Source organism: Alicyclobacillus kakegawensis NBRC 103104 (assembly GCF_001552655.1).
GTDB lineage: Bacteria > Bacillota > Bacilli > Alicyclobacillales > Alicyclobacillaceae > Alicyclobacillus_G > Alicyclobacillus_G kakegawensis.
Genome location: NZ_BCRP01000003.1, coordinates 70,271 through 88,972 on the forward strand (window position 1 = coordinate 70,271; position 18,702 = coordinate 88,972).

Genomic DNA, 18,702 nt, shown 5'->3' on the forward strand with positions numbered 1-18,702 from the left:
CTCCCTCGACACTCCATAGCTGTCTATACAGCAGAAACCACAAACGGATTACGGCTCGTTTAACCAATCCTCGGACAAGGTGCCGATGTCGTCGTCTTCCTCGTCCGCAAAGCTGCCAATCGTCCCGAACATGCCCAATTCAGCCGCCTGAGTCTCGCTCTTGATGTCAATTTTCCATCCGGTCAGTTTGGCCGCCAAGCGAGCGTTCTGTCCCTCCTTGCCAATCGCCAGAGACAACTGGTGATCCGGAACGACGGCGCGGGCGATGTGCTCGTCCTCCATCACCTGTACCTCGGAAACTTTGGCCGGCGAGAGAGCATTGGCGACAAAGGTCGCGACATCCTCATCCCACTTTACAATATCGACCTTCTCCCCGTGCAGCTCATTGACCACGGCCTGCACCCGCATGCCTCGCGCGCCGACGCAGGCGCCAATCGGATCCACCTCCGGATTGCGCGAATGCACGGCGATCTTGGAACGGTATCCGGCCTCACGCGCCACCGCCCGAATCTCGACCACCCCGTCGTAAATCTCCGGAACCTCCAGCTCAAACAGGCGCTTTAAGAATCCGGGATGAGTGCGTGACAACGACACCTGCGGCCCCTTGGACGTCCTTTCAACCCGGGCGATGAACGCCTTGACGAAGTCCCCCGGCCGCAGAACATCCCCCGGCATCTGCTCGGAAGCCGGCAGCACGGCCTCCGCCTGCCCTACATCCACGTAAGCCGCGCGCCCATCGGATCGCTGGACGACTCCGGTCACGATTTCCTCCTCACGGTCGGAGAATTTGCTGTAGATGATAGACCGTTCCGCTTCGCGAATCCGCTGGGTGACCACTTGCTTCGCTGTCTGCGCGGCAATGCGGCCAAAGTCCCGTGGCGTGACCTCAATTTCCACCACGTCGCCGACCTGGTATTTCGGATTCAAATCCAGTGCCGCGTCCAGCGAGATCTCCAGCCGTGTGTCAGTCACCTCCTCGACCACCGTCTTCCTGGCGTAGACGTGCACCTCGCCCGTCTCCCGTTCAATTTCGACGCGCACGTTGGCGGCTGAATTAAAATTACGCTTGTAACCGGAAATCAGCGCGGCTTCGATGGCTTCCAGGAGCGTGTCCTTGTCAATTCCCTTTTCCCTTTGCAGCTGCTCCAACGCGTCGATGAAATCCACATTCATGGGACGTCGATTCCCCCTTTGGCTGTCGCGACTCGATTACCACTCAAGCGACAGGCGAGCCGCCGCCACCTTGGAGAACGGCACCAGCACGCGGCGTTCAGCTCCCCCGGCCTGGCGGGTGATGGTCAGCGTCTGCCCATCGAAATCGTCCAGCACCCCTTCAATCACCTTCTCGCCAGCAAGCGGCTCGTATAATTTCACCCGCACCGCTCGACCCACGGCTCGCTCGTAATCCTCCGGTTTCTTGAGAGGGCGCTCCGCACCTGGAGAGGACACCTCCAGGATATAGGCGTTCGGGATGGGATCAACCTCATCCAGGCGCTCCGACAACGCCTCGCTGACACGGCTGCAATCGTCAATGTCCACGCCGCCCGGTTTGTCGATGAACACACGCAGGTACCAGGTGGCTCCTTCCTTTGTGTATTCCACCTCGACCAGATCCACGCCGGACGCCTGGACTATCGGTTCCGCCAACGCTTGTACGATGTCGGTCACGGACTGCTTGGGCACGAACGTTCCTCCCTCAAAACCCGCTCTGGGTCGTTTGCGGCTTGGCGCCCATGGCGCGTAACGGGCGTTGACAGCCTCATAAATCGAAGAGTGGGTGAACCCCACTCTTCGCCGCACAACCTATACGGAGTCTAACAGAGCCATTATAGCACCGGTACGCCGCAGTCGCAACGCTTGGACGGAGCCCCACTGCGAGCTGCCGTTGCAGAGGTCAGGTCCGGGTGGTATTGTGGGATGCAGACCGCGCAGGAAGGTGGGGATTTTTATGGAAACAATCAGCGGTCTGCGCAACGTCGCCATCATCGCCCACGTCGATCACGGCAAGACGACGTTGGTGGACCAGCTTCTGCGCCAATCGGGGCTGTTTCAGAGCCATCAGCAGATTGAAGAACGGGCCTTGGATTCCGGCGAGTTGGAGCGGGAACGAGGCATCACGATATTAGCGAAGACCACAGCCATTCCCTATCAGGGCGTCAAGATCAACATCGTGGACACCCCTGGCCACGCGGATTTCAGCGGCGAAGTCGAGCGGATCGTGAAAATGGTAGACGCTGTGCTGCTTGTGGTCGACGCCTTTGAAGGAGTCATGCCGCAGACACGGTTTGTATTGGAACGCGCACTGGCGGAGGGGCTACCCGCTATTGTCGTAATCAACAAAATGGACCGCGACAACGCGCGCCCCCAAGAAGTGGTCGACGAGGTGCTGGACCTGTTCATTGATCTGGGGGCTTCGATGGAGCAGTGCGAGTTCCCGGTTGTCTACGCGTCTGCGCTGCGTGGCACAGCGAGCCGGCAACCGGATGATCCTGGCACCGACATGCGTCCTCTGTTTGACGCCATCCTGGAACATGTCCCGGCCCCGAAGGTGGATGTGACAGCCCCGTTGCAGTGGCAGGTGACCATGCTCGACTACAACGAATACCTGGGACGCATCGGCATTGGCCGCATCGCCCGTGGTACGGTGCGAGTCGGCGACGCGGTGGCCATTCTGAAGCGCGACGGCAGCGTGGACAAATCCCGCATCGTCAAGTTGTACGCTTTCGAAGGATTGCGCCGCCAGGAAGTGGACAGCGCCAGCGCGGGGGATATCATTGCGATGGCAGGCCTCGGGGACATCACGGTGGGAGAGACGGTTGCGGCCATCGAGGCGCCGGAGCCGTTGCCGCTGTTGGCCATCGACGAACCAACCCTGGAAATGACGTTCATGGTCAACGACAGCCCCCTGGCAGGGCGTGAAGGTGTACACGTCACCTCGCGCAAGCTGCGCGAACGGCTGTTCGCGGAGTTGGAGTCGGACGTCAGCCTGCGGGTGGAAGAGACAGAGGAGGCGGACCAGTTCCGCGTCGCCAGCCGCGGGGAACTGCATCTGTCCATCCTGATTGAAACCATGCGCCGCGAGGGATATGAGCTGCAGGTGTCGAAACCGCGCGTCATCGTGCGCCGCGAGGACGGACAGGTTTTGGAACCTATCGAACACCTGGTGGTGGACGTCCCGGACGAGTTTGTGGGAGCCGTGGTTGAAGCGCTGGGCATGCGCAAGGGCGAGATGCAGTCGATGACGCCAGCGCCGTCCGGAAACACCACACGTATGGAGTTTCTTGTCCCGGCACGCGGCCTGATTGGCTTTCGCGGCGAATTTCTCACGCTGACCAAGGGTTACGGGACCATGCACCACACCTTCGCCGAATACGGCCCCTGGCGCGGCGATGTGGTCACGCGCCGGCAGGGGGTGCTGATTGCCAGCGAAGGCGGGACGGCGACCGCCTACAGCCTGCAGGCCCTTGAAGACCGGGGGGTCATGTTCGTCACGCCGGGCACCGTCGTGTATGAAGGCATGATTGTTGGCGAGCACACCCGGGAAAACGACCTGACCGTGAACGTCACCAAGCAAAAGCACATGAGCAACGTGCGCTCTTCCACCAAGGAGGAGACCACGCGGCTCAAGGCTCCGCGCATCTTAAGCTTGGAAGAGGCCATCACCTACATCACGGACGACGAGCTGTGCGAAGTGACGCCCCAGAGCATCCGCCTGCGCAAGCGGTATTTGAACAAAGGAGAGCGGGAGCGCAAAGCGAAGCAAAAGCGCCAGGCCCCGCCCGTGCAAGCCTGACGCGAGCGTGAGTCAACCGCCACGGCAACGGTTCATCCCCGGGTCACACTTCCGGGTACAGCCCGAGGTGGGCCGCACGGATGCCCATCTCGGCCAACTCGGCCCGCACTTGGCGCCATTTTGGAGCCGCCTCGGGGTCCCAATCCACATCGACAAAGAAGACGTAGGTGCCCAGCCCTGTGCCGCTGGGCCTGGATTCGATGCGGCTGAGGTTGAATCCCCTGCCGCAAAACACGCGCAGGGTGTCAACAAGTCCGCCGGGCCGATTCGGTACCCCCTCCAGGACTAACGACCGCTTGCGCCGGCCGCCGTGCCGGCGCACGGCCCGCGGCGTCAGCATGGGCAGGCCAATCAAGCCAAAGCGGGTTTGATTCCCCTCGCTCGCGGCCAGGCACGTGTAGGCAGCGGCTAATCCCTGAACAGCCGCCGCCTGGGCGGAGCCGATGGCCGCCCATTGACGCTGTCCTGCCTCGCGTACGTGGCGAGCCGCCTCGGCCGTGCTGGCCACCGCCGTGAGGCGGGCATGGGGCAGATGCTCGGACAGCCACGATTGGCATTGAGCCAGCGCCTCGGCCTTGGAAAACACCTCTTCAATCTCGTTCAGCTCCACATCCGCACTCACGGTCAACAAGAAGTGTTCAATGGCCAAGGTGTGGGTGGCGACAATCTGCAGGTCCGCCCAATGTGAGGAAGCTTGGTCCATGGTCCGAAAAGCGATTTGGCCAAGCAAGTCCCAACTGGTGGTAACACCGCCGTGAATGGTGTTCTCCAACGGAATGGAGGCAAACGGAGCCTCCCCTTCCCGGCCCGCTTCCACCGCTTCCCGACACTCCCTTTGCGTCCGCTCAATGACGGCCGCAATGGACGGCAGCGGACAAGCCTCCACCGTTCTGCCCGGCCACAGCTTGATGAAATACGCGGCAGCCTCCTGCGAAAAGGTTCCCTCCGGCCCCAAGTAGTATAGACGCACGGTATCCCCCCTGCACGACTCAAAATAGAGACAGTTGATTGGTCTCCGGCAACGACTTCAGACACCCCAGGGAATCCAGGATGTCGATGACGGCACGGGAGACTTTGCTCCGCGCCTGCAGGTCCTCGATGGACAGGAACGCGCCCTGCTGACAGGCTTCATAAAGACTGGTGGCGGCGCTCTCCCCCACCCCCGGGATGGCAGCAAACGGCGGCAGCAGGGCGTTTTCAGACTCCACCACCTGGAACCGGGTGGCATGAGACTGGTACAAGTCAATCGGAAGGAAGCGATACCCGCGCGCTGTCATCTCCAACGCGACTTCAAGCACGGTCAGGAGGCTTTTTTCCTTCGCGGACGCGGCGTTTCCCTTGGCCTCCAGCTCCTCGATGCGATTGCGGATGGCTTCCTTGCCGCGAACCATCAATTCCACGTCGAAGTCATCCGCCCGCACCGTAAAGTACGTCGCATAAAACGCCAGTGGATGATACACCTTGAACCAGGCGATGCGGACCGCCATCAGGACATATGCGGCAGCATGCGCCTTGGGGAACATGTACTTGATCTTGCGCCCAGACTCGATGTACCACTCCGGCACGCCGTGCTCACGCATGTATTGGGCGTCTTCTTCCTTGACGCCTTTGCCTTTCCGGATCGACTCCATGATCTTGAACGCCCGCGCCGGTTCCAAGCCCTTGTAGATCAGATACACCATGATATCGTCGCGCGCACAGATGACCTCGGACAAGGTCGCGATCCCGTTGCGAATCAGGTCCTGCGCGTTGTTCAGCCACACATCCGTCCCGTGCGACAGGCCGGAAATTCGCACCAGCTCGGAAAACGTCGTCGGCCTCGTGTCCTCGAGCATCTGCCGGACAAACTTGGTGCCGAATTCGGGAATCGCAAAGGTGCCCGTGGCGGACCGGATCTCTTCGGGAGTCACGCCGAGGCTTTCAGTCCCGCGGAACAGCTCCAGGACCTTGGGGTCGTCCAACGGTATGGACTTTGGGTCCACACCCGTGAGGTCCTGCAGCATGCGGATCACCGTCGGATCGTCGTGGCCGAGGATATCCAGCTTCAGCAGACACCGCTCAAGTCCGGAATGGTAGTCGAAGTGAGTGGTCAAGGTGCCGGTTGTCTTGTCGTCAGCCGGGTATTGCACGGGCGTAAAATGATAAATGGTCTCGTGCCGGGGCACCACCACCTGTCCGCCCGGGTGCTGGCCGGTCGTGCGCTTGACCCCGGTGCACCCCTCCACCAGCCGCTCCATCTCCGCGCTGCGCAGATGCAGCCCCCGTTCCTCGGCGAACTTGCGAACATATCCGTAGGCGGTTTTCTCCGCCACCGCGGAGATGGTCCCGGCTCGGAACACATGGTCCTTGCCGAACAGTTCTTCCGTGTACCGGTGCGCCCGGGGCTGGTACTCCCCGGAGAAGTTCAGGTCGATATCCGGGACCTTGTCGCCGTTGAAGCCCATGAACGTTTCAAACGGAATGTCCTGACCGTCCTTCACCATCGACGTGCCGCAACGAGGGCAGTCCTTGGCCGGCAGGTCGAATCCGGAGCCGACGCTGCCGTCCGTGATGAATTCGCTGTGCCGACAGGACGGACAGCGGTAATGGGGCGGCAGCGGATTGACCTCCGTAATGTCGGTCATCGTGGCCACCAAGGAGCTTCCGACAGAACCTCGACTGCCGACCAGGTACCCGTCCTGCAGCGACTTGGTGACCAGCTTGTGAGCAATCAGGTAGACCACGGCAAAGCCGTTGTTGATGATAGAATTCAGTTCCTTTTGCAGCCGTTGCTCGACCAGGTCCGGCAACGGGTCTCCGTACCAGCGCTTGGCCTTGTCATAGGCCAGCTGGCGAATTTCGTCTTCCGCTCCGTCGATGACCGGCGTATACAGATCATCCGGTATCGGCTTGACCACCTCGCAGGCGTCCGCGATGGCGCGCGGGTTGTCGATGACCACCGCCTTACGGTCCTGCTCCTCCAGGTGTTCAAAGTCGGCCAACATTTCGTCGGTGGTGCGGAAGAACAGCGGCGCCGAACGCGCGTCCTGAGTGCCCGGTTGAGCCTGCAGGAACACCTCGCGAAAGACCCCGTCCTTGGGATTGAGGAAGTGCACGTCCCCAGTCGCCACCACCGGCTTGTTCAGCCGCTTGCCCAGTTCGACAATCTGTTTGTGCATGTCGCGGATGCTCTGCAGGCTTTGCACAGTTTCGTCGCGGACCAGGTTTTCATAGTGGCTGGGCGGCTGAATCTCCAGGAAATCGTAGAATTCGCAGATCTCTTCAATCTCCTCAAGCGATTTGCCGCGCAGAAAGGCTTCCACCAATTCGCCGCGCTGACAGGCGGACCCAATCAACAGGCCCTCCCGCAGACGCACCAGCTCGCTGCGCGGCAACCTCGGCACACGGTGCAAATAGCGAGTATGGCCGAGCGACACCAGCTCATAGAGATTGCGCAATCCTGTCTGGTTGACGACCAGGATGGTGGCGTGAAACGGCCGCACGCGCGACATATCGATGTCCCCGGACAGTTGATTCAACGCCTGGAGATCGCGTATCCCGCGCTCGCCCAAATCCTTGAGCATGCGCAAAAACAGTTTGGCGGTCGCCTCGGAGTCGGCCAAGGCCCGGTGATGGTTGACCAGTTCGATGTGGAACTTGTTGGTCAATGTCTTCAGCCGATAATTTTTCTCGCCGGGATACAACAGGCGAGCCAGGGCAAGGGTGTCAATGACCGGCTGCGTCCAGTCCTCCATGCCAATCCGCTTCGCACACTGATGCAAGAACCCGACGTCAAACTCCGCATTGTGCGCGACCAACACAGCATCGCCCACAAACTCGCGAAAGCGCGCCATGGCTTCGGGCAGCTTGGGCTGACCCGCCAACATATCCGGCGAAATGCCGGTCAGCTCGGTGATTTTCGCAGACAGCCGGCGTTCGGGATCAACCAGCGTGGTGAAGCTATCCACCAACTCGCCATTTTTCACCTTGACGCCCGAGATCTCGATCAAGGTGTCTTCGCGGGCGTTCAACCCCGTCGTCTCCGTGTCGAAGACGACATACTCCCGCGTAGGCTCAAGCGCAATCGGCGCCGGACGATAGACGATAGGGGTGCCGTCGTCGACCACGTACGCTTCCACACCCAAGAGCACCTTGATGCCGTACTTCTGCCCAAGTTCGTAGGCCTCGGGAAACGCCTGCACCCCACCGTGGTCGGTGACGGCGATGGCGGGGTGTCCCCACTCGGCCGCCTGCTCCATCAAGCGCTGCAGAGGCGTCACCGCGTCCAGAGCCGACATCGGGGTATGCAGGTGCAGTTCCACGCGCTTGTCCACCGCCGTGTCGGTCCGCCGCGGCGGCTCGGCCGGGCGCATGGCGTGAATCATGAGCACCAGCTCTTTTTGGTAGGGATCAAATTGCACTGCACCCATGACGCGCACGTAAGAGCCGGAACGGAGTGGATCCAGCGCCTCCATTTGGCGGGGCGAATTGGTAAAGTATTTTGCGGTGATGGAATCCTCTTCGTCGGTCAGATTGAATTGGTAGAGTTTGCGCCCACTCGGCAGCACCCGGGTCTCCAACTTGAAGACGCGTCCCTCTACGACCACGCTCCTCATCTCGTCCGCGATGTCTTTCATCGGGGTCACGGGGCCATGGATGTCGCCCTTCCCTATCGTCAGTTCGGGAATCGGCTCGTCGTCGCGCTCACGACGCCCCCGCCAGGAAGAGGAGGCGTCCGCCCGGGAGGTGTCGACAGCAGGCGGTTGGGCCTCTGCTGCCTGCCGTTCACGCTGGGCAATCTCGACCACCTCCTGCCGCTGTTGGGCCAGCAGCTCCTGGCGAAGCTGCTCCGCACGCTCTTTTGCGTCCGCAGCCACATCCAACCGGACAATCAGGCGCAGGCCCAACGCCTGTTCCGCCAGGCGGGCCAACCATTCGCCCGCCCGCTTGCGCTCCACCTGTTCCTGCAGGGATGGACTCTCCAACCAAAACCTGGCGTTGACCGTGGCATCGGGCGATACGGATGAATCCTCGACCACCACCTCGCGTCGCGCCCGGCGGAACAAATTGCCGACCAACGGTTCCACGCCCGCATACGCGTCCAGGAGCGCCTGCACCATGGCCGAAGCCTCTGCTGGCGTGGGCCGCCGCTCCCAGACGGGAGACAACAGCTGCAACTCCACGCTGGGCGGAAAGACCTGTTGGCACACCTGGCCCACCAGGCGATGATTTTGCAGGGCTTCCCACGCCTGCCGGTACAACTCGTCCGCCGTATCGATAGGATTGGCCGTTGCCGATGGCTCCCCTTGGGGGAACGGCGGCAAGGGTCGAACGACCAAGCGCTTGGCCTGAAGGTGCAGCTGCACCTGTTCAATCCCGCACAGGGGAAGCTGGAAACTGTCGCTAGATCCGACCGTATCCATTGCCAGCGCGTGCTGCATCTCGCTCATTCGTCTTCCTCCAACTACTCATCCCTTTAGAACAGCCTCGTGACATCTCGGTAGGTGATAACCACCGCAAACAACATCAACAGGGCGAACCCAACCAAATGCACGAGCCCCTCTTTGTTGGGGTCGATGGCGCGGCCGCGCACCGCTTCCACCAGCATAAACAACAATCGGCCGCCATCCAGCGCCGGAATCGGCAGCAGGTTAAACAGGCCCAGGTTCAAGCTGAGCAGACCCGCTATCATCACCACCTGCCAGAAGCCGCTCTGCGCCTGCTGGCTGATGACGTCCGCTATCCCCACAGGCCCCGCCAGGTCTTGGAATTGATGATGGACAAGCACATCGCCCAGGGCCGCCAGCATGTTCACGGAACCGAAATAGACCGCGGAGAAGCCACTGGCCACCGTTTGCACAGGGTTATGAGTGACTGGGTTGTTCACGCCAATCTGAGGAATCCCGGCGCTGGACAGACGCGGGTGGACCACCACGGTACGCTCCACCCCTCCGCGCTCAATGTCCATGCGAACGGGCCGTGGGGGATTCCCCTTGTCGGATCGGATCTCTTCGACCATATCCACCCAGGTATTCACTTTTTTGCCGTCAATAGTTATCACCTTGTCGCCTTCGCGAAGGCCCGCACTCCAAGCCGGCGATCCAGCGACCACGGCGCCCAAGGTCGGTTGATTCACGGGAAGCCCGGTGTGCGTGTAATAAGCTGCGAACAGAACCCCCGCCAACAAAAAGTTCATCACCGGACCCGCCAAGATGATGGCGGCTCGTTGCCACAGGGGTTTGCCTAGGACCTGCTCTTGTTTCTCCACCAACGGGATGGCATTGCGCGGGCTCGTCTGCAGCTGCGCATAAGGACGCACCTGGTACGTGCGCACCGCCCCGTCCGCCTCAATGGTCATCTGCAGCCGATCGACAAGGTCGAGCGCCCGCAGCACCCCGACCTGGCCGCCGCGCATGTCGCGCGGACTGCCCAGCTGCGCAATCCGTCCCTTCTCATCCAGGCGGAAGGCAATCTCCTCTCCCTTTCGAAAGAGAGCGTCCTGTGGCACCTCACCCGCCAGCTGCACCAAGCCTCCAAGCGGCCACAGGCGAATCGAGAACTCCGTGTCGCCCCAATTCCACTTGAGCAGTTTCGTGCCAAACCCCACCGCGAATTGGGGCACCGCCACCCCGCACCGCTTTGCGACGAGGAAATGGCCAAACTCATGCAGCACGATGCACACCAGAAACACAACCACAATCGCGATGGCCGACTTGAGAACCGTCATCAGCATCGCAGCGCTCAACAGGGTCACCCACTCCTCTCGACCAGCGCGCTCGCCTTGGCCCGCGCCCGGGCATCCGCCTCCAACACCTCCTCGAGACAGGATGCCGCACCTGGCTGCTCGCTTTCCAACACCCGCTCCACCAACTCCGGGATCGCCATAAACGGGATGCGTCCGGACAGGAAGGCGGCCACCGCAATCTCATTCGCTGCGTTCAGGATGCATGGGGCCAAACCACCCGCACGACCGGCCTGGTAGGCCAAACGCAGACTCGGAAACCGATGCCAATCCGGCTCTTCAAACGATAGCGGCCCGCACTCGGCCAGGTTCAACCGCGGCCATGCAGAAGAAATCCGCTGCGGGTAGGTCACCGCATATTGAATCGGCATGCGCATGTCCGGCGGGCCCATCTGGGCCACGATGGAACCGTCGCAGAATTCAACCAGGGAATGCACGATGCTTTGAGGATGTACAACCACTTTTATCTTATCATACGACACCGCGAACAAATGATGCGCCTCAATCACTTCGAGTCCCTTGTTCATCAGTGTCGCCGAGTCAATCGTGATTTTTTGCCCCATGGACCAATTGGGATGAGCCAAAGCCTGCTCCACGCGCACTGTCTGGAGCTGCTCCATGGCCCAGGTTCGGAAGGGTCCGCCAGAAGCTGTCAGCCAAATGGCATTCAATTCGGCGGCTCGCCCGGCGCGCAGGCATTGATGGACCGCCGCGTGTTCACTGTCCACCGGCACGACGACCGCTCCGTTTGCGGCCGCATGCGGCATGACCAAATCCCCCGCAGTGACCAGGGTCTCCTTATTCGCCAACGCCACGCGGGCTCCTCGTCCAAGCGCACTCCATGTGGGCACAAGCCCTTTGGCCCCCACGATGGCCGATACAGCGATGTCAGTTTCCACCTCGGCCGCTTCACGGAGTCCTGCGTCCCCCACCACGACACTCGGCTTAGGTGTCCACCCGGCCAGCCGGCTGAGCAGTTCCCGCCCGACGTCGTCGTCGGCTACAGCCACCACTTCAGGACGCCATCGGCGCACCTGCTCAGCCAGCAGTTGCGCGTTGCGCCCGGCCGCGAGGGCTCGCACCTGATACTCGTCGCCGAGAGCAGCCAGGACCTCCAACGTCAAGCGACCGATAACCCCTGTAGATCCCAAGACGGTTACCGTCGTTCCCACTGGGCAAGCCCCCTCTCGTGTTCGCCGTCCGTTTCGCAGCCAGAGTGGGCTCCGCGGACGGATCCCCTATCCAATCACTGAAACCAATTCGGCAACCGGGAGACCAATAGCAGCGCAAACGGAGCCGCGAAAATTAGGCTGTCCACCCGGTCCAGCAGCCCGCCGTGCCCGGGCAGCAGCCGTCCCGAGTCCTTGACGCCAGCCGTCCGCTTGTACGCGGACTCGATGAGATCACCTAATTGGCCGGCGACAGAGATCGCCGCGCCCAAGACAACATACGCCCACATGTGATGAGACGGGCGCACCAGCCAAGCAAAGACGAGCACACCGACGATAGCCCCCATCACGCCTGCGGCGGCGCCGCTCACCGTTTTGGCCGGGCTGATGGCAGGCCACAGTTTGGGGCCGCCTACCCGCCGACCAATCATGTAGGCGGAAGTGTCCGTCATCCAAATCCCAATCAACAACAGCCAGAGCCATAACCACCCATCCGCCAAACCACGAAGGGCCGCCAGACTCTGGCCACCATAACCTATGTACAGGGCGCCGACCCACGAACTGGCCGCCTGGGCCAGCGTCACTCGATTGCGCGTCACCACCGGCAGCAGCAAGGTGACCGCCACCATGATTTGCAGCACCCACAGAGCGTGCCAACCGGACCACCATTCAATCAGGCTGACCACCGCGTAATTGAAAACAGCCAGCGGGCGGTACCAGCGCTCCCCCAGCATCATGGTAAACTCCGCCGCGCAGAGCAGCGTAGCCAGCCAGACCGTGACTCGCCAAGGGATGTACCCCCAGGCGATCAGCGCGATCACGATAATGATTCCGATCGCTGCTGTCACGACCCGTTGCTTCAACATTCGGTCACCTACTTCAGCCCGCCGAAGCGACGTTTGCGTCGGCCATAATCGGTGAGGGCAGCAAACAGCTCTCGGCGTCCAAAGTCCGGCCACAGCACATCCGTAAACCAAAACTCTGCGTACGCCGCCTGCCAGATCAGAAAATTGCTCAACCGTTGCTCACCGCTGGTACGGATGATGAGATCGGGATCTGGCAAGCCAGCTGTGTCCAGGCGCTGACCGAAAGACTGTTCCGTCAACTCGTCCATTCGCATGCGGCCCTGCACAATTTCTTCCGCCACCCTGCGTACTGCCCCCAGAACATCCGCGCGGCCTCCGTAATTCAGAGCAAAGGTCACAATCATGCCCGCTCCCTCCTGGGTGCGCGAGAGCGTGCGGTCCACCGTATCCCTCGTATAGGGAGGAAGCTTCTCCACATCACCGATGAACCGCACACGCACCCCGCGCTCCACCAGTTCATCAATCTCCGTGCGGAAGAATTCCTCCGGCAGACGCATCAGGTACTCGACCTCGCTCTCGGGCCGCTTCCAATTTTCCGTTGAGAACGCGTACAAAGTCAAACATTGAATTCCCGCATCGTCACAGGCGCGAATGACCTCCCGCATCGCCAGCATCCCGGCGTGATGGCCGGCTGCTCGCGGCAGCCCGCGCCGCCGTGCCCAGCGGCCATTGCCGTCCATGATGATGGCGACGTGCCGCGGCAGATTTTGCGTCGGGACGGGCAAATCCTCCTGCCCCCGCCTCGCCCCGCGGAACCATCGTCCAATCACGCCGAACCCCGCGTCCCCTTTCATCCTCCAGCCGTTCTCCCGAGAACCTGCCAAGCCTCAGATTTCCTTGAGCTCGCGTTCCTTGACCTCGAGCATCTTGTCAACCTCGACGACAAACCTGTCGGTCAATTGCTGAATCCGGTCCATACCGCGTCGCACCTCGTCCTCCGAGACGTCGCCCGCTTTTTCGGTGCGCTTGAGCTCGTCGTTGGCGTCTCGGCGTACATTGCGGATGGCGACACGGGCCTCTTCCGCCATCCTGCGCACGACCTTGGTCAACTCCTGACGGCGCTCGTCGGTCAAAGGCGGGATCACGAGACGAATGACGGAACCGTCGTTCATGGGGTTGAGACCCAGGTCCGATTTTTGAATCGCCTTTTCAATTTCCGACAACACCCCCTTATCCCACGGCGTGATCACCAGTTGCCGCGGCTCTGGCACGGAAACGGTGGACACCTGATTCACTGGCATTTGAGCACCGTAATACTCCACCATCACCTTGTCCAGCATGGCGGGTGTGGCGCGTCCGGCACGCACCGTGGCCAAGTCCCGCTTCAACGCTTCAATCGTCTTGTGCATCCGGTCTTGGGCCGACTTGACAATGTCTTCAAGCACGCGTCTTCCCCCTTATGATGGTACCTATGGGCTCTCCGAGCACAGCCCGGCGGATGTTGCCCGACTCCCCGAGTGCAAACACCAACAGGGGAATGTCGTTGTCCATGCACAGGGATGTGGCGGTCGAGTCCATGACACCCAACCCTTGGCGCAGCACCTCGAAGAACTCAAGCTCGTCGTATTTCACTGCATCGGGGTTCAAGCGCGGATCGGCATTGTACACGCCATCCACCCCGTTTTTCGCCATCAAAATGACTTCCGCCTCGATTTCAGCGGCTCTCAGGGCGGCTGCGGTGTCGGTCGAGAAATACGGATTGCCCGTCCCCCCGGCCAAGATGATGACACGCCCCTTCTCCAGGTGGCGGATAGCCCGCCGGCGGATGTAAGGCTCGGCGACCTGGCGCATTTCCACGGACGTCTGCACCCGCGTGTCCACACCCAATTTCTCAAGCGCATCCTGCAGCGCCAACGCGTTCAAGACAGTGGCCAGCATGCCCATGTAATCGGCGGTCGCTCGGTCCATCCCCTGCTGACTGCCGGAGACCCCTCTCCAGATGTTCCCGCCTCCGACCACCACCGCGACCTGCACACCCAATTGCACCACTTCGCGGATCTGTTCGGCGATCCGTTGAATCACGTTGGGATCAATTCCCATGCCCAGATCGCCAGCCAGCGCCTCACCACTCAACTTTAACACGATACGCCTGTACTTCGGCGTCGCCATCTGTCTACCCCCGTTCCATCCCACGCCGCCAACGCCGTCCCGACTACCTATATGCAAAGGGAACACTCACGGTGTTCCCTGTTCCGCTCACCTGCGGACCTGCTCCATGACTTCCTGCACGAAGTCTTTTTCTTCTTTCTGTATGCCTTCCCCGACTACGTACCGGGCAAAGCGGCGGATCGAGATGTTCTCGCCGATCTGGGCGATCTTCTCCTTCACCAACTGCTCGACGGTTTTCTCCGGGTCCTTGACAAACGGCTGCTCCAGCAAGCAGATCTCCTTGAGATACTTGTCGATTCGGCCTTCGACAATCCGGTCCACGATGTGTTCCGGCTTGCCTTCGTTCAAGGTCTGGGCACGAACAATCTCGCGCTCCTTGTCCAACACCTGCTGGGGTACCTCTTCCCGCCGGACATACTGTGGATTGCTGGCCGCGATGTGCATGGCGATGTCGCGCACCAGGGTGCGGAAATCGTCATTCTTGGCCACGAAGTCGGTCTCGCAGTTGACCTCGACCAAGACACCGATGCGCCCACCGCCGTGTATGTAGGATTCAACGAGCCCTTCCGCCGCGACGCGCCCTGCCTTCTTGGCCGCCGAGGCAAGCCCCTTCTCACGCAGGATCTCAATCGCGCGCTCCATATTCCCGTCCGCTTCGGTCAGCGCCCGTTTACAGTCCATCATCCCGGCGCCCGTCCGTTCCCGCAATTCTTTCACCATTTGGCTGGTTACAGCCGCCATGACAACCCCTCCTTGACTTCTCATGCAAACATACCACTGGATGAAAAGGGTTGACACACCGATGGGGTGACGAGGCAGAAACTCCCGTCACCCCATCGCCTCCAAACCCTGTCGTTTATGATTAAGCAGTCGTGATTTCTTCCTCTTCCGGCTCCTGGGGCGCGCCCTCCAACACGGCGTCGGCCATCTTCGAAGTCAACAGGCGAACCGCCCGGATGGCATCGTCGTTGCCCGGAATCACATAATCAATCTCATCCGGGTCGCAGTTGGTGTCCACGATGGCCACAATCGGAATCCCGAGCTTGCGGCCTTCCGACACCGCGATGCGCTCCTTGCGCGGGTCAATCACGAACATGGCCGCCGGAAGCTCCGTCATCCCCTTGATTCCGCCCAGAAACTTCTCCAATCGCTCCTGCTCCTTGCGCAGCAGGATGACTTCCTTTTTCGGCAGGAGTTCGAAAGTCCCCTCCGCCTCCATCCGCTCAATCTCCAACAGGCGCGCAATCCGCTTCTGAATCGTCTTGAAATTGGTCAGCGTGCCACCCAACCACCGGTGGTTGACGTAATACATCCCGCAACGTTCCGCCTCTTCGCGCACCGCCTCTTGGGCCTGTTTCTTGGTCCCGACAAACAGGATTTTATTGCCTTGCGCCGACAGATCGCGCACGAAGTGGTACGCTTCCTCCACTTTGCGAACCGTCTTCTGCAGGTCGATGATGTAAATCCCGTTCCGTTCGGTGAAGATGTATTTCGCCATTTTCGGGTTCCACCGACGTGTCTGGTGACCGAAGTGGACACCAGCCTCCAGCAGCTGTTTCATCGAAATGATAGCCACGCTCGACAAACCTCCTAATTTGGTTAGTCCTCCGTCCGCTTCCGCCCGAGAACCAACCGCAATCTGCGCGGCACCGGCTCTCGGTCCACAGACGTGTGTACTCCACCCGCAGGCGGGCCGTCACACTGTACAGGAATATATCACAAATTCCCGTCCGCTGGCAATCCGGGCGCCTGGCCTGGCCGACTCGCCTGCCCCTCGTTTCTGGCTCCTGCTGGTGCGAGCAAAAGCCCCCTCACGCTGGCGATCACAGACGTCTCCACTCCCAGGCGACGAGCCGCCTCTTCGTCCGAGCAGCCCGCGTACAGCAATTCGAGGGCGCGGTAGGCCGTTGCTTCGTCGCACAATATCGCCCCCGGCGCAGCCCCGTCAGCGCATGCCTTGTCATCGGTCGCGGCCGTCGTCCCTTCTGCCTTCGTGCTGGCAGTGGCCAAGGCGTCGCCGGCAGACACCCCCGCCGTCAGGCGACCCTGTTGCAGGGTTTGCAGTTCGGCGCGCAGCTGTTCAATCTGCGCCTCCAGGTGTTCACGCAGTCGGGTCAGCTCGGCCGCCACGTCTTCATAAATACCGCTCAGAATTTTCTCGATTTCCTCCTGATCCCAACCCGTGACGGGGGTTGTGGCAGCTGGGAGACGGTCTGGCGACGCACCCGCGCCAACCGCTCCAGCGCCGTCCGGCATCGTGGCCGAAGCGGCGTTCGGGCGCCGGAAACTGGTCCACAGCCCCGCCCCCAACAGCGGCGCTTGCAGCATGGACGAAGACGGGCCCTTCTTTAGGCGTCTTTGCAGGCGCATGTAGTACCACCCCAAGCCAACCAACAACACGAGCAAGACCACGTCCCAGAGCAAGGATTCCATCATGCCTTGCACCCCCCGCTCGTCTCATATCGCGTAGGTCTGATGGACCGTGCGAATCCACAACTGGTGGGTCACACTGTCGAACTCAATCGTCCTCCCGACCCGCCCCCCGACGTCCTTCGCCACCACCGGCACGCGGGCGCGTGCCAGCGCGGCCACAACCGACTCCAGATTTCGCTCCCCGATGCGCAGCGCCGGCGAGGCTAGGCGGCCTGTGAACATGTGCGCTCCCCCGGCCAGCTTGGCCTGCAGCTGCGCCGGTCGGCCGCCCGCGGCGATCACGGCGTCGATTAGCCACAATGTGCCCAGGTCCGCGTATTTTTGCGGTGGGGCGGCCACCTTCGTATCCGGTGCCGTTGGCAGCATCACGTGTACCATGCCAGCGACGTCGGCGTGCGGATCGTAAATCACGACCCCGATGCAGGACCCCAGGCCGACCGTCAACAGGCGGCCCGGACCCTGGATGACTGCGCCGTCCCCGATGCCGATGCGTCGGACCGAGGTGTCCTCACTCGCCACGGTCCCAACACCCCACCGCTCGCAGCAGGACCGCCATCGCGCCCGGATCGGGCAAAAGCACCAGATGAGCGTCCAGATCTTCTGTCCCGCGCTGGATCTCGGTTTGCAACAGCAACGCCTCCGTGGCCTGAGCCGCACTGTCCAGCAAGGCGATGTCCAACATCGCTCCCATCATGTCCACCGCGATGGCCGGAACAGAGGTATGCACGTTCAGGTGCGTCAAATTCGTCACCGCTGTCATGTACGACGCACAGAGGATGTTGGCCACCTCGCCGAAGGTGGACAATTCCAGCTCACTCCACTCAACCTTGTCGGCTGTGGACGCGGCAACCAGTGTATCGAGCAGGCGCCCCGCGCTCTCCAGGTCCATCAGGAAGAGAAAGTTGCCTGCAAAATCTCCGTCAATGCGAATGTAGGCGCCCGCCATCAATTTGTCCGGGCAGCCCATGGCCTCGGCGATCTCCGCCAACGGCAGAACCGCGGCCGAAGGCATCTTCATGTTGATGGTACTGGAGAGCAGTTTGGACAGCGCGGTCGCCGCGTGGCTCGCCCCGATATTGCCCATCTCGCGCAACACATCAATCTGTGCGGGTGACAGCTGGAGGGGCCTCAACCGCGCACACGCTCCTGAACCTGCTTCAATTGGGCGACCTGGACATCACTCAATACCCGCTCCAGATTCATGAGGACCACCGGTTTCTCTGGTCCGCCGACAACCCCCAACAAATAGCGCGCCTCAACCCCGCCAACCAAATCCGGCGGAGGCACCATTCGCTCGTCATCCAGTTGCACGATGTCAATCACGTCGTCGACCGCGAGCGCCACTTTGCACCCGTCTGTGTTCACAACCACCAGTTTCGTCTCGGACCGCTCCAATTGGTCCCCGTCCCGGCCGGATACGTAGCCGAATTGCTCGGCCAAATCAAACACAGGCAGGACCTCGTCCCCACGACTCACCACCCCTTTGATGGAAGGCAAAGTGCCTGGGACCGGCTGCACGGCCGCGCACCGTTCAATCGAGACCACCTGCCGGGCATCGGCCGCGAATTGATATTCGCCGAGTCGAAACACCACCGCTTGAAAATCGCTCAT

17 protein-coding genes are annotated in these 18,702 nt (G+C 61.3%); 1 reads left to right on the forward strand and 16 read right to left on the reverse strand.

Going from position 1 to position 18,702, the window contains the following annotated elements; all coding sequences use genetic code 11:
• Window positions 1-48: 48 nt before the first annotated feature.
• On the reverse strand, window positions 49-1,173 hold the full coding sequence (gene nusA, locus AK2_RS03145) for a transcription termination factor NusA (RefSeq protein ID WP_067931350.1): 1,125 nt from the start codon (window positions 1,171-1,173) through the stop codon (window positions 49-51).
• Window positions 1,174-1,209: 36 nt separating this feature from the next.
• Window positions 1,210-1,683, reverse strand: a complete 474-nt coding sequence (gene rimP, locus AK2_RS03150) for a ribosome maturation factor RimP (RefSeq protein ID WP_067931352.1) — start codon at window positions 1,681-1,683, stop codon at window positions 1,210-1,212.
• A gap of 265 nt (window positions 1,684-1,948) precedes the next feature.
• On the opposite strand from rimP, the gene typA reads away from it, so the two are divergent.
• Window positions 1,949-3,793 carry a translational GTPase TypA gene (typA, locus tag AK2_RS03155; RefSeq protein WP_067931354.1) on the forward strand — a complete coding sequence of 615 codons (1,845 nt, stop codon included), beginning with the start codon at window positions 1,949-1,951 and terminating at the stop codon, window positions 3,791-3,793.
• A 43-nt stretch (window positions 3,794-3,836) separates the two neighbouring features.
• Here typA and AK2_RS03160 read toward each other — a convergent pair whose 3' ends face one another.
• From AK2_RS03160 to AK2_RS03225, 14 genes are all read right to left on the reverse strand, one after another.
• Entirely contained in the window at window positions 3,837-4,763 is a 927-nt protein-coding gene (locus AK2_RS03160; RefSeq protein WP_067931355.1) for a prephenate dehydratase, read from the reverse strand.
• A gap of 19 nt (window positions 4,764-4,782) precedes the next feature.
• On the reverse strand, window positions 4,783-9,222 hold the full coding sequence (locus AK2_RS03165) for a PolC-type DNA polymerase III (RefSeq protein ID WP_245632743.1): 4,440 nt from the start codon (window positions 9,220-9,222) through the stop codon (window positions 4,783-4,785).
• 26 nt (window positions 9,223-9,248) lie between these two features.
• Window positions 9,249-10,526 (reverse strand): M50 family metallopeptidase, encoded by a 1,278-nt coding sequence (locus tag AK2_RS03170; protein ID WP_439645076.1) that lies wholly within the window; start codon window positions 10,524-10,526, stop codon window positions 9,249-9,251.
• Window positions 10,523-11,686 carry a 1-deoxy-D-xylulose-5-phosphate reductoisomerase gene (locus AK2_RS03175; RefSeq protein WP_067931358.1) on the reverse strand — a complete coding sequence of 388 codons (1,164 nt, stop codon included), beginning with the start codon at window positions 11,684-11,686 and terminating at the stop codon, window positions 10,523-10,525. Before AK2_RS03175 ends, AK2_RS03170 begins: the two co-directional genes overlap by 4 nt.
• Window positions 11,687-11,760: 74 nt before the next feature.
• The gene (locus tag AK2_RS03180; protein ID WP_067931360.1) at window positions 11,761-12,549 is read right to left on the reverse strand and encodes a phosphatidate cytidylyltransferase; all 789 of its coding nucleotides are present in this window, start codon (window positions 12,547-12,549) and stop codon (window positions 11,761-11,763) included.
• 8 nt (window positions 12,550-12,557) lie between these two features.
• A complete protein-coding gene (gene uppS / locus AK2_RS03185) occupies window positions 12,558-13,343 on the reverse strand; it encodes an undecaprenyl pyrophosphate synthase (protein WP_083520804.1) in 786 nt (261 codons plus the stop codon).
• A 33-nt stretch (window positions 13,344-13,376) separates the two neighbouring features.
• Window positions 13,377-13,934 (reverse strand): ribosome recycling factor, encoded by a 558-nt coding sequence (frr, locus tag AK2_RS03190; protein WP_067931362.1) that lies wholly within the window; start codon window positions 13,932-13,934, stop codon window positions 13,377-13,379.
• A complete protein-coding gene (gene pyrH / locus AK2_RS03195; protein WP_067931364.1) occupies window positions 13,927-14,658 on the reverse strand; it encodes a UMP kinase in 732 nt (243 codons plus the stop codon). The genes frr and pyrH overlap by 8 nt, the downstream gene beginning before the upstream one ends.
• 87 nt (window positions 14,659-14,745) lie before the next feature.
• Window positions 14,746-15,399, reverse strand: coding sequence for a translation elongation factor Ts (gene tsf, locus AK2_RS03200; protein ID WP_067931366.1), 654 nt, complete (start codon window positions 15,397-15,399; stop codon window positions 14,746-14,748).
• Window positions 15,400-15,520: 121 nt separating this feature from the next.
• Window positions 15,521-16,234, reverse strand: a complete 714-nt coding sequence (gene rpsB / locus AK2_RS03205) for a 30S ribosomal protein S2 (RefSeq protein WP_067931368.1) — start codon at window positions 16,232-16,234, stop codon at window positions 15,521-15,523.
• Window positions 16,235-16,374: 140 nt separating this feature from the next.
• The gene (locus AK2_RS03210; RefSeq protein ID WP_067931370.1) at window positions 16,375-17,094 is read right to left on the reverse strand and encodes a hypothetical protein; all 720 of its coding nucleotides are present in this window, start codon (window positions 17,092-17,094) and stop codon (window positions 16,375-16,377) included.
• A 21-nt stretch (window positions 17,095-17,115) separates the two neighbouring features.
• Window positions 17,116-17,610, reverse strand: a complete 495-nt coding sequence (locus tag AK2_RS03215; RefSeq protein WP_245632745.1) for a chemotaxis protein CheD — start codon at window positions 17,608-17,610, stop codon at window positions 17,116-17,118.
• On the reverse strand, window positions 17,600-18,223 hold the full coding sequence (locus AK2_RS03220) for a chemotaxis protein CheC (RefSeq protein ID WP_067931372.1): 624 nt from the start codon (window positions 18,221-18,223) through the stop codon (window positions 17,600-17,602). The genes AK2_RS03215 and AK2_RS03220 overlap by 11 nt, the downstream gene beginning before the upstream one ends.
• Window positions 18,220-18,702, reverse strand: a complete 483-nt coding sequence (locus AK2_RS03225) for a chemotaxis protein CheW (RefSeq protein WP_067931374.1) — start codon at window positions 18,700-18,702, stop codon at window positions 18,220-18,222. Before AK2_RS03225 ends, AK2_RS03220 begins: the two co-directional genes overlap by 4 nt.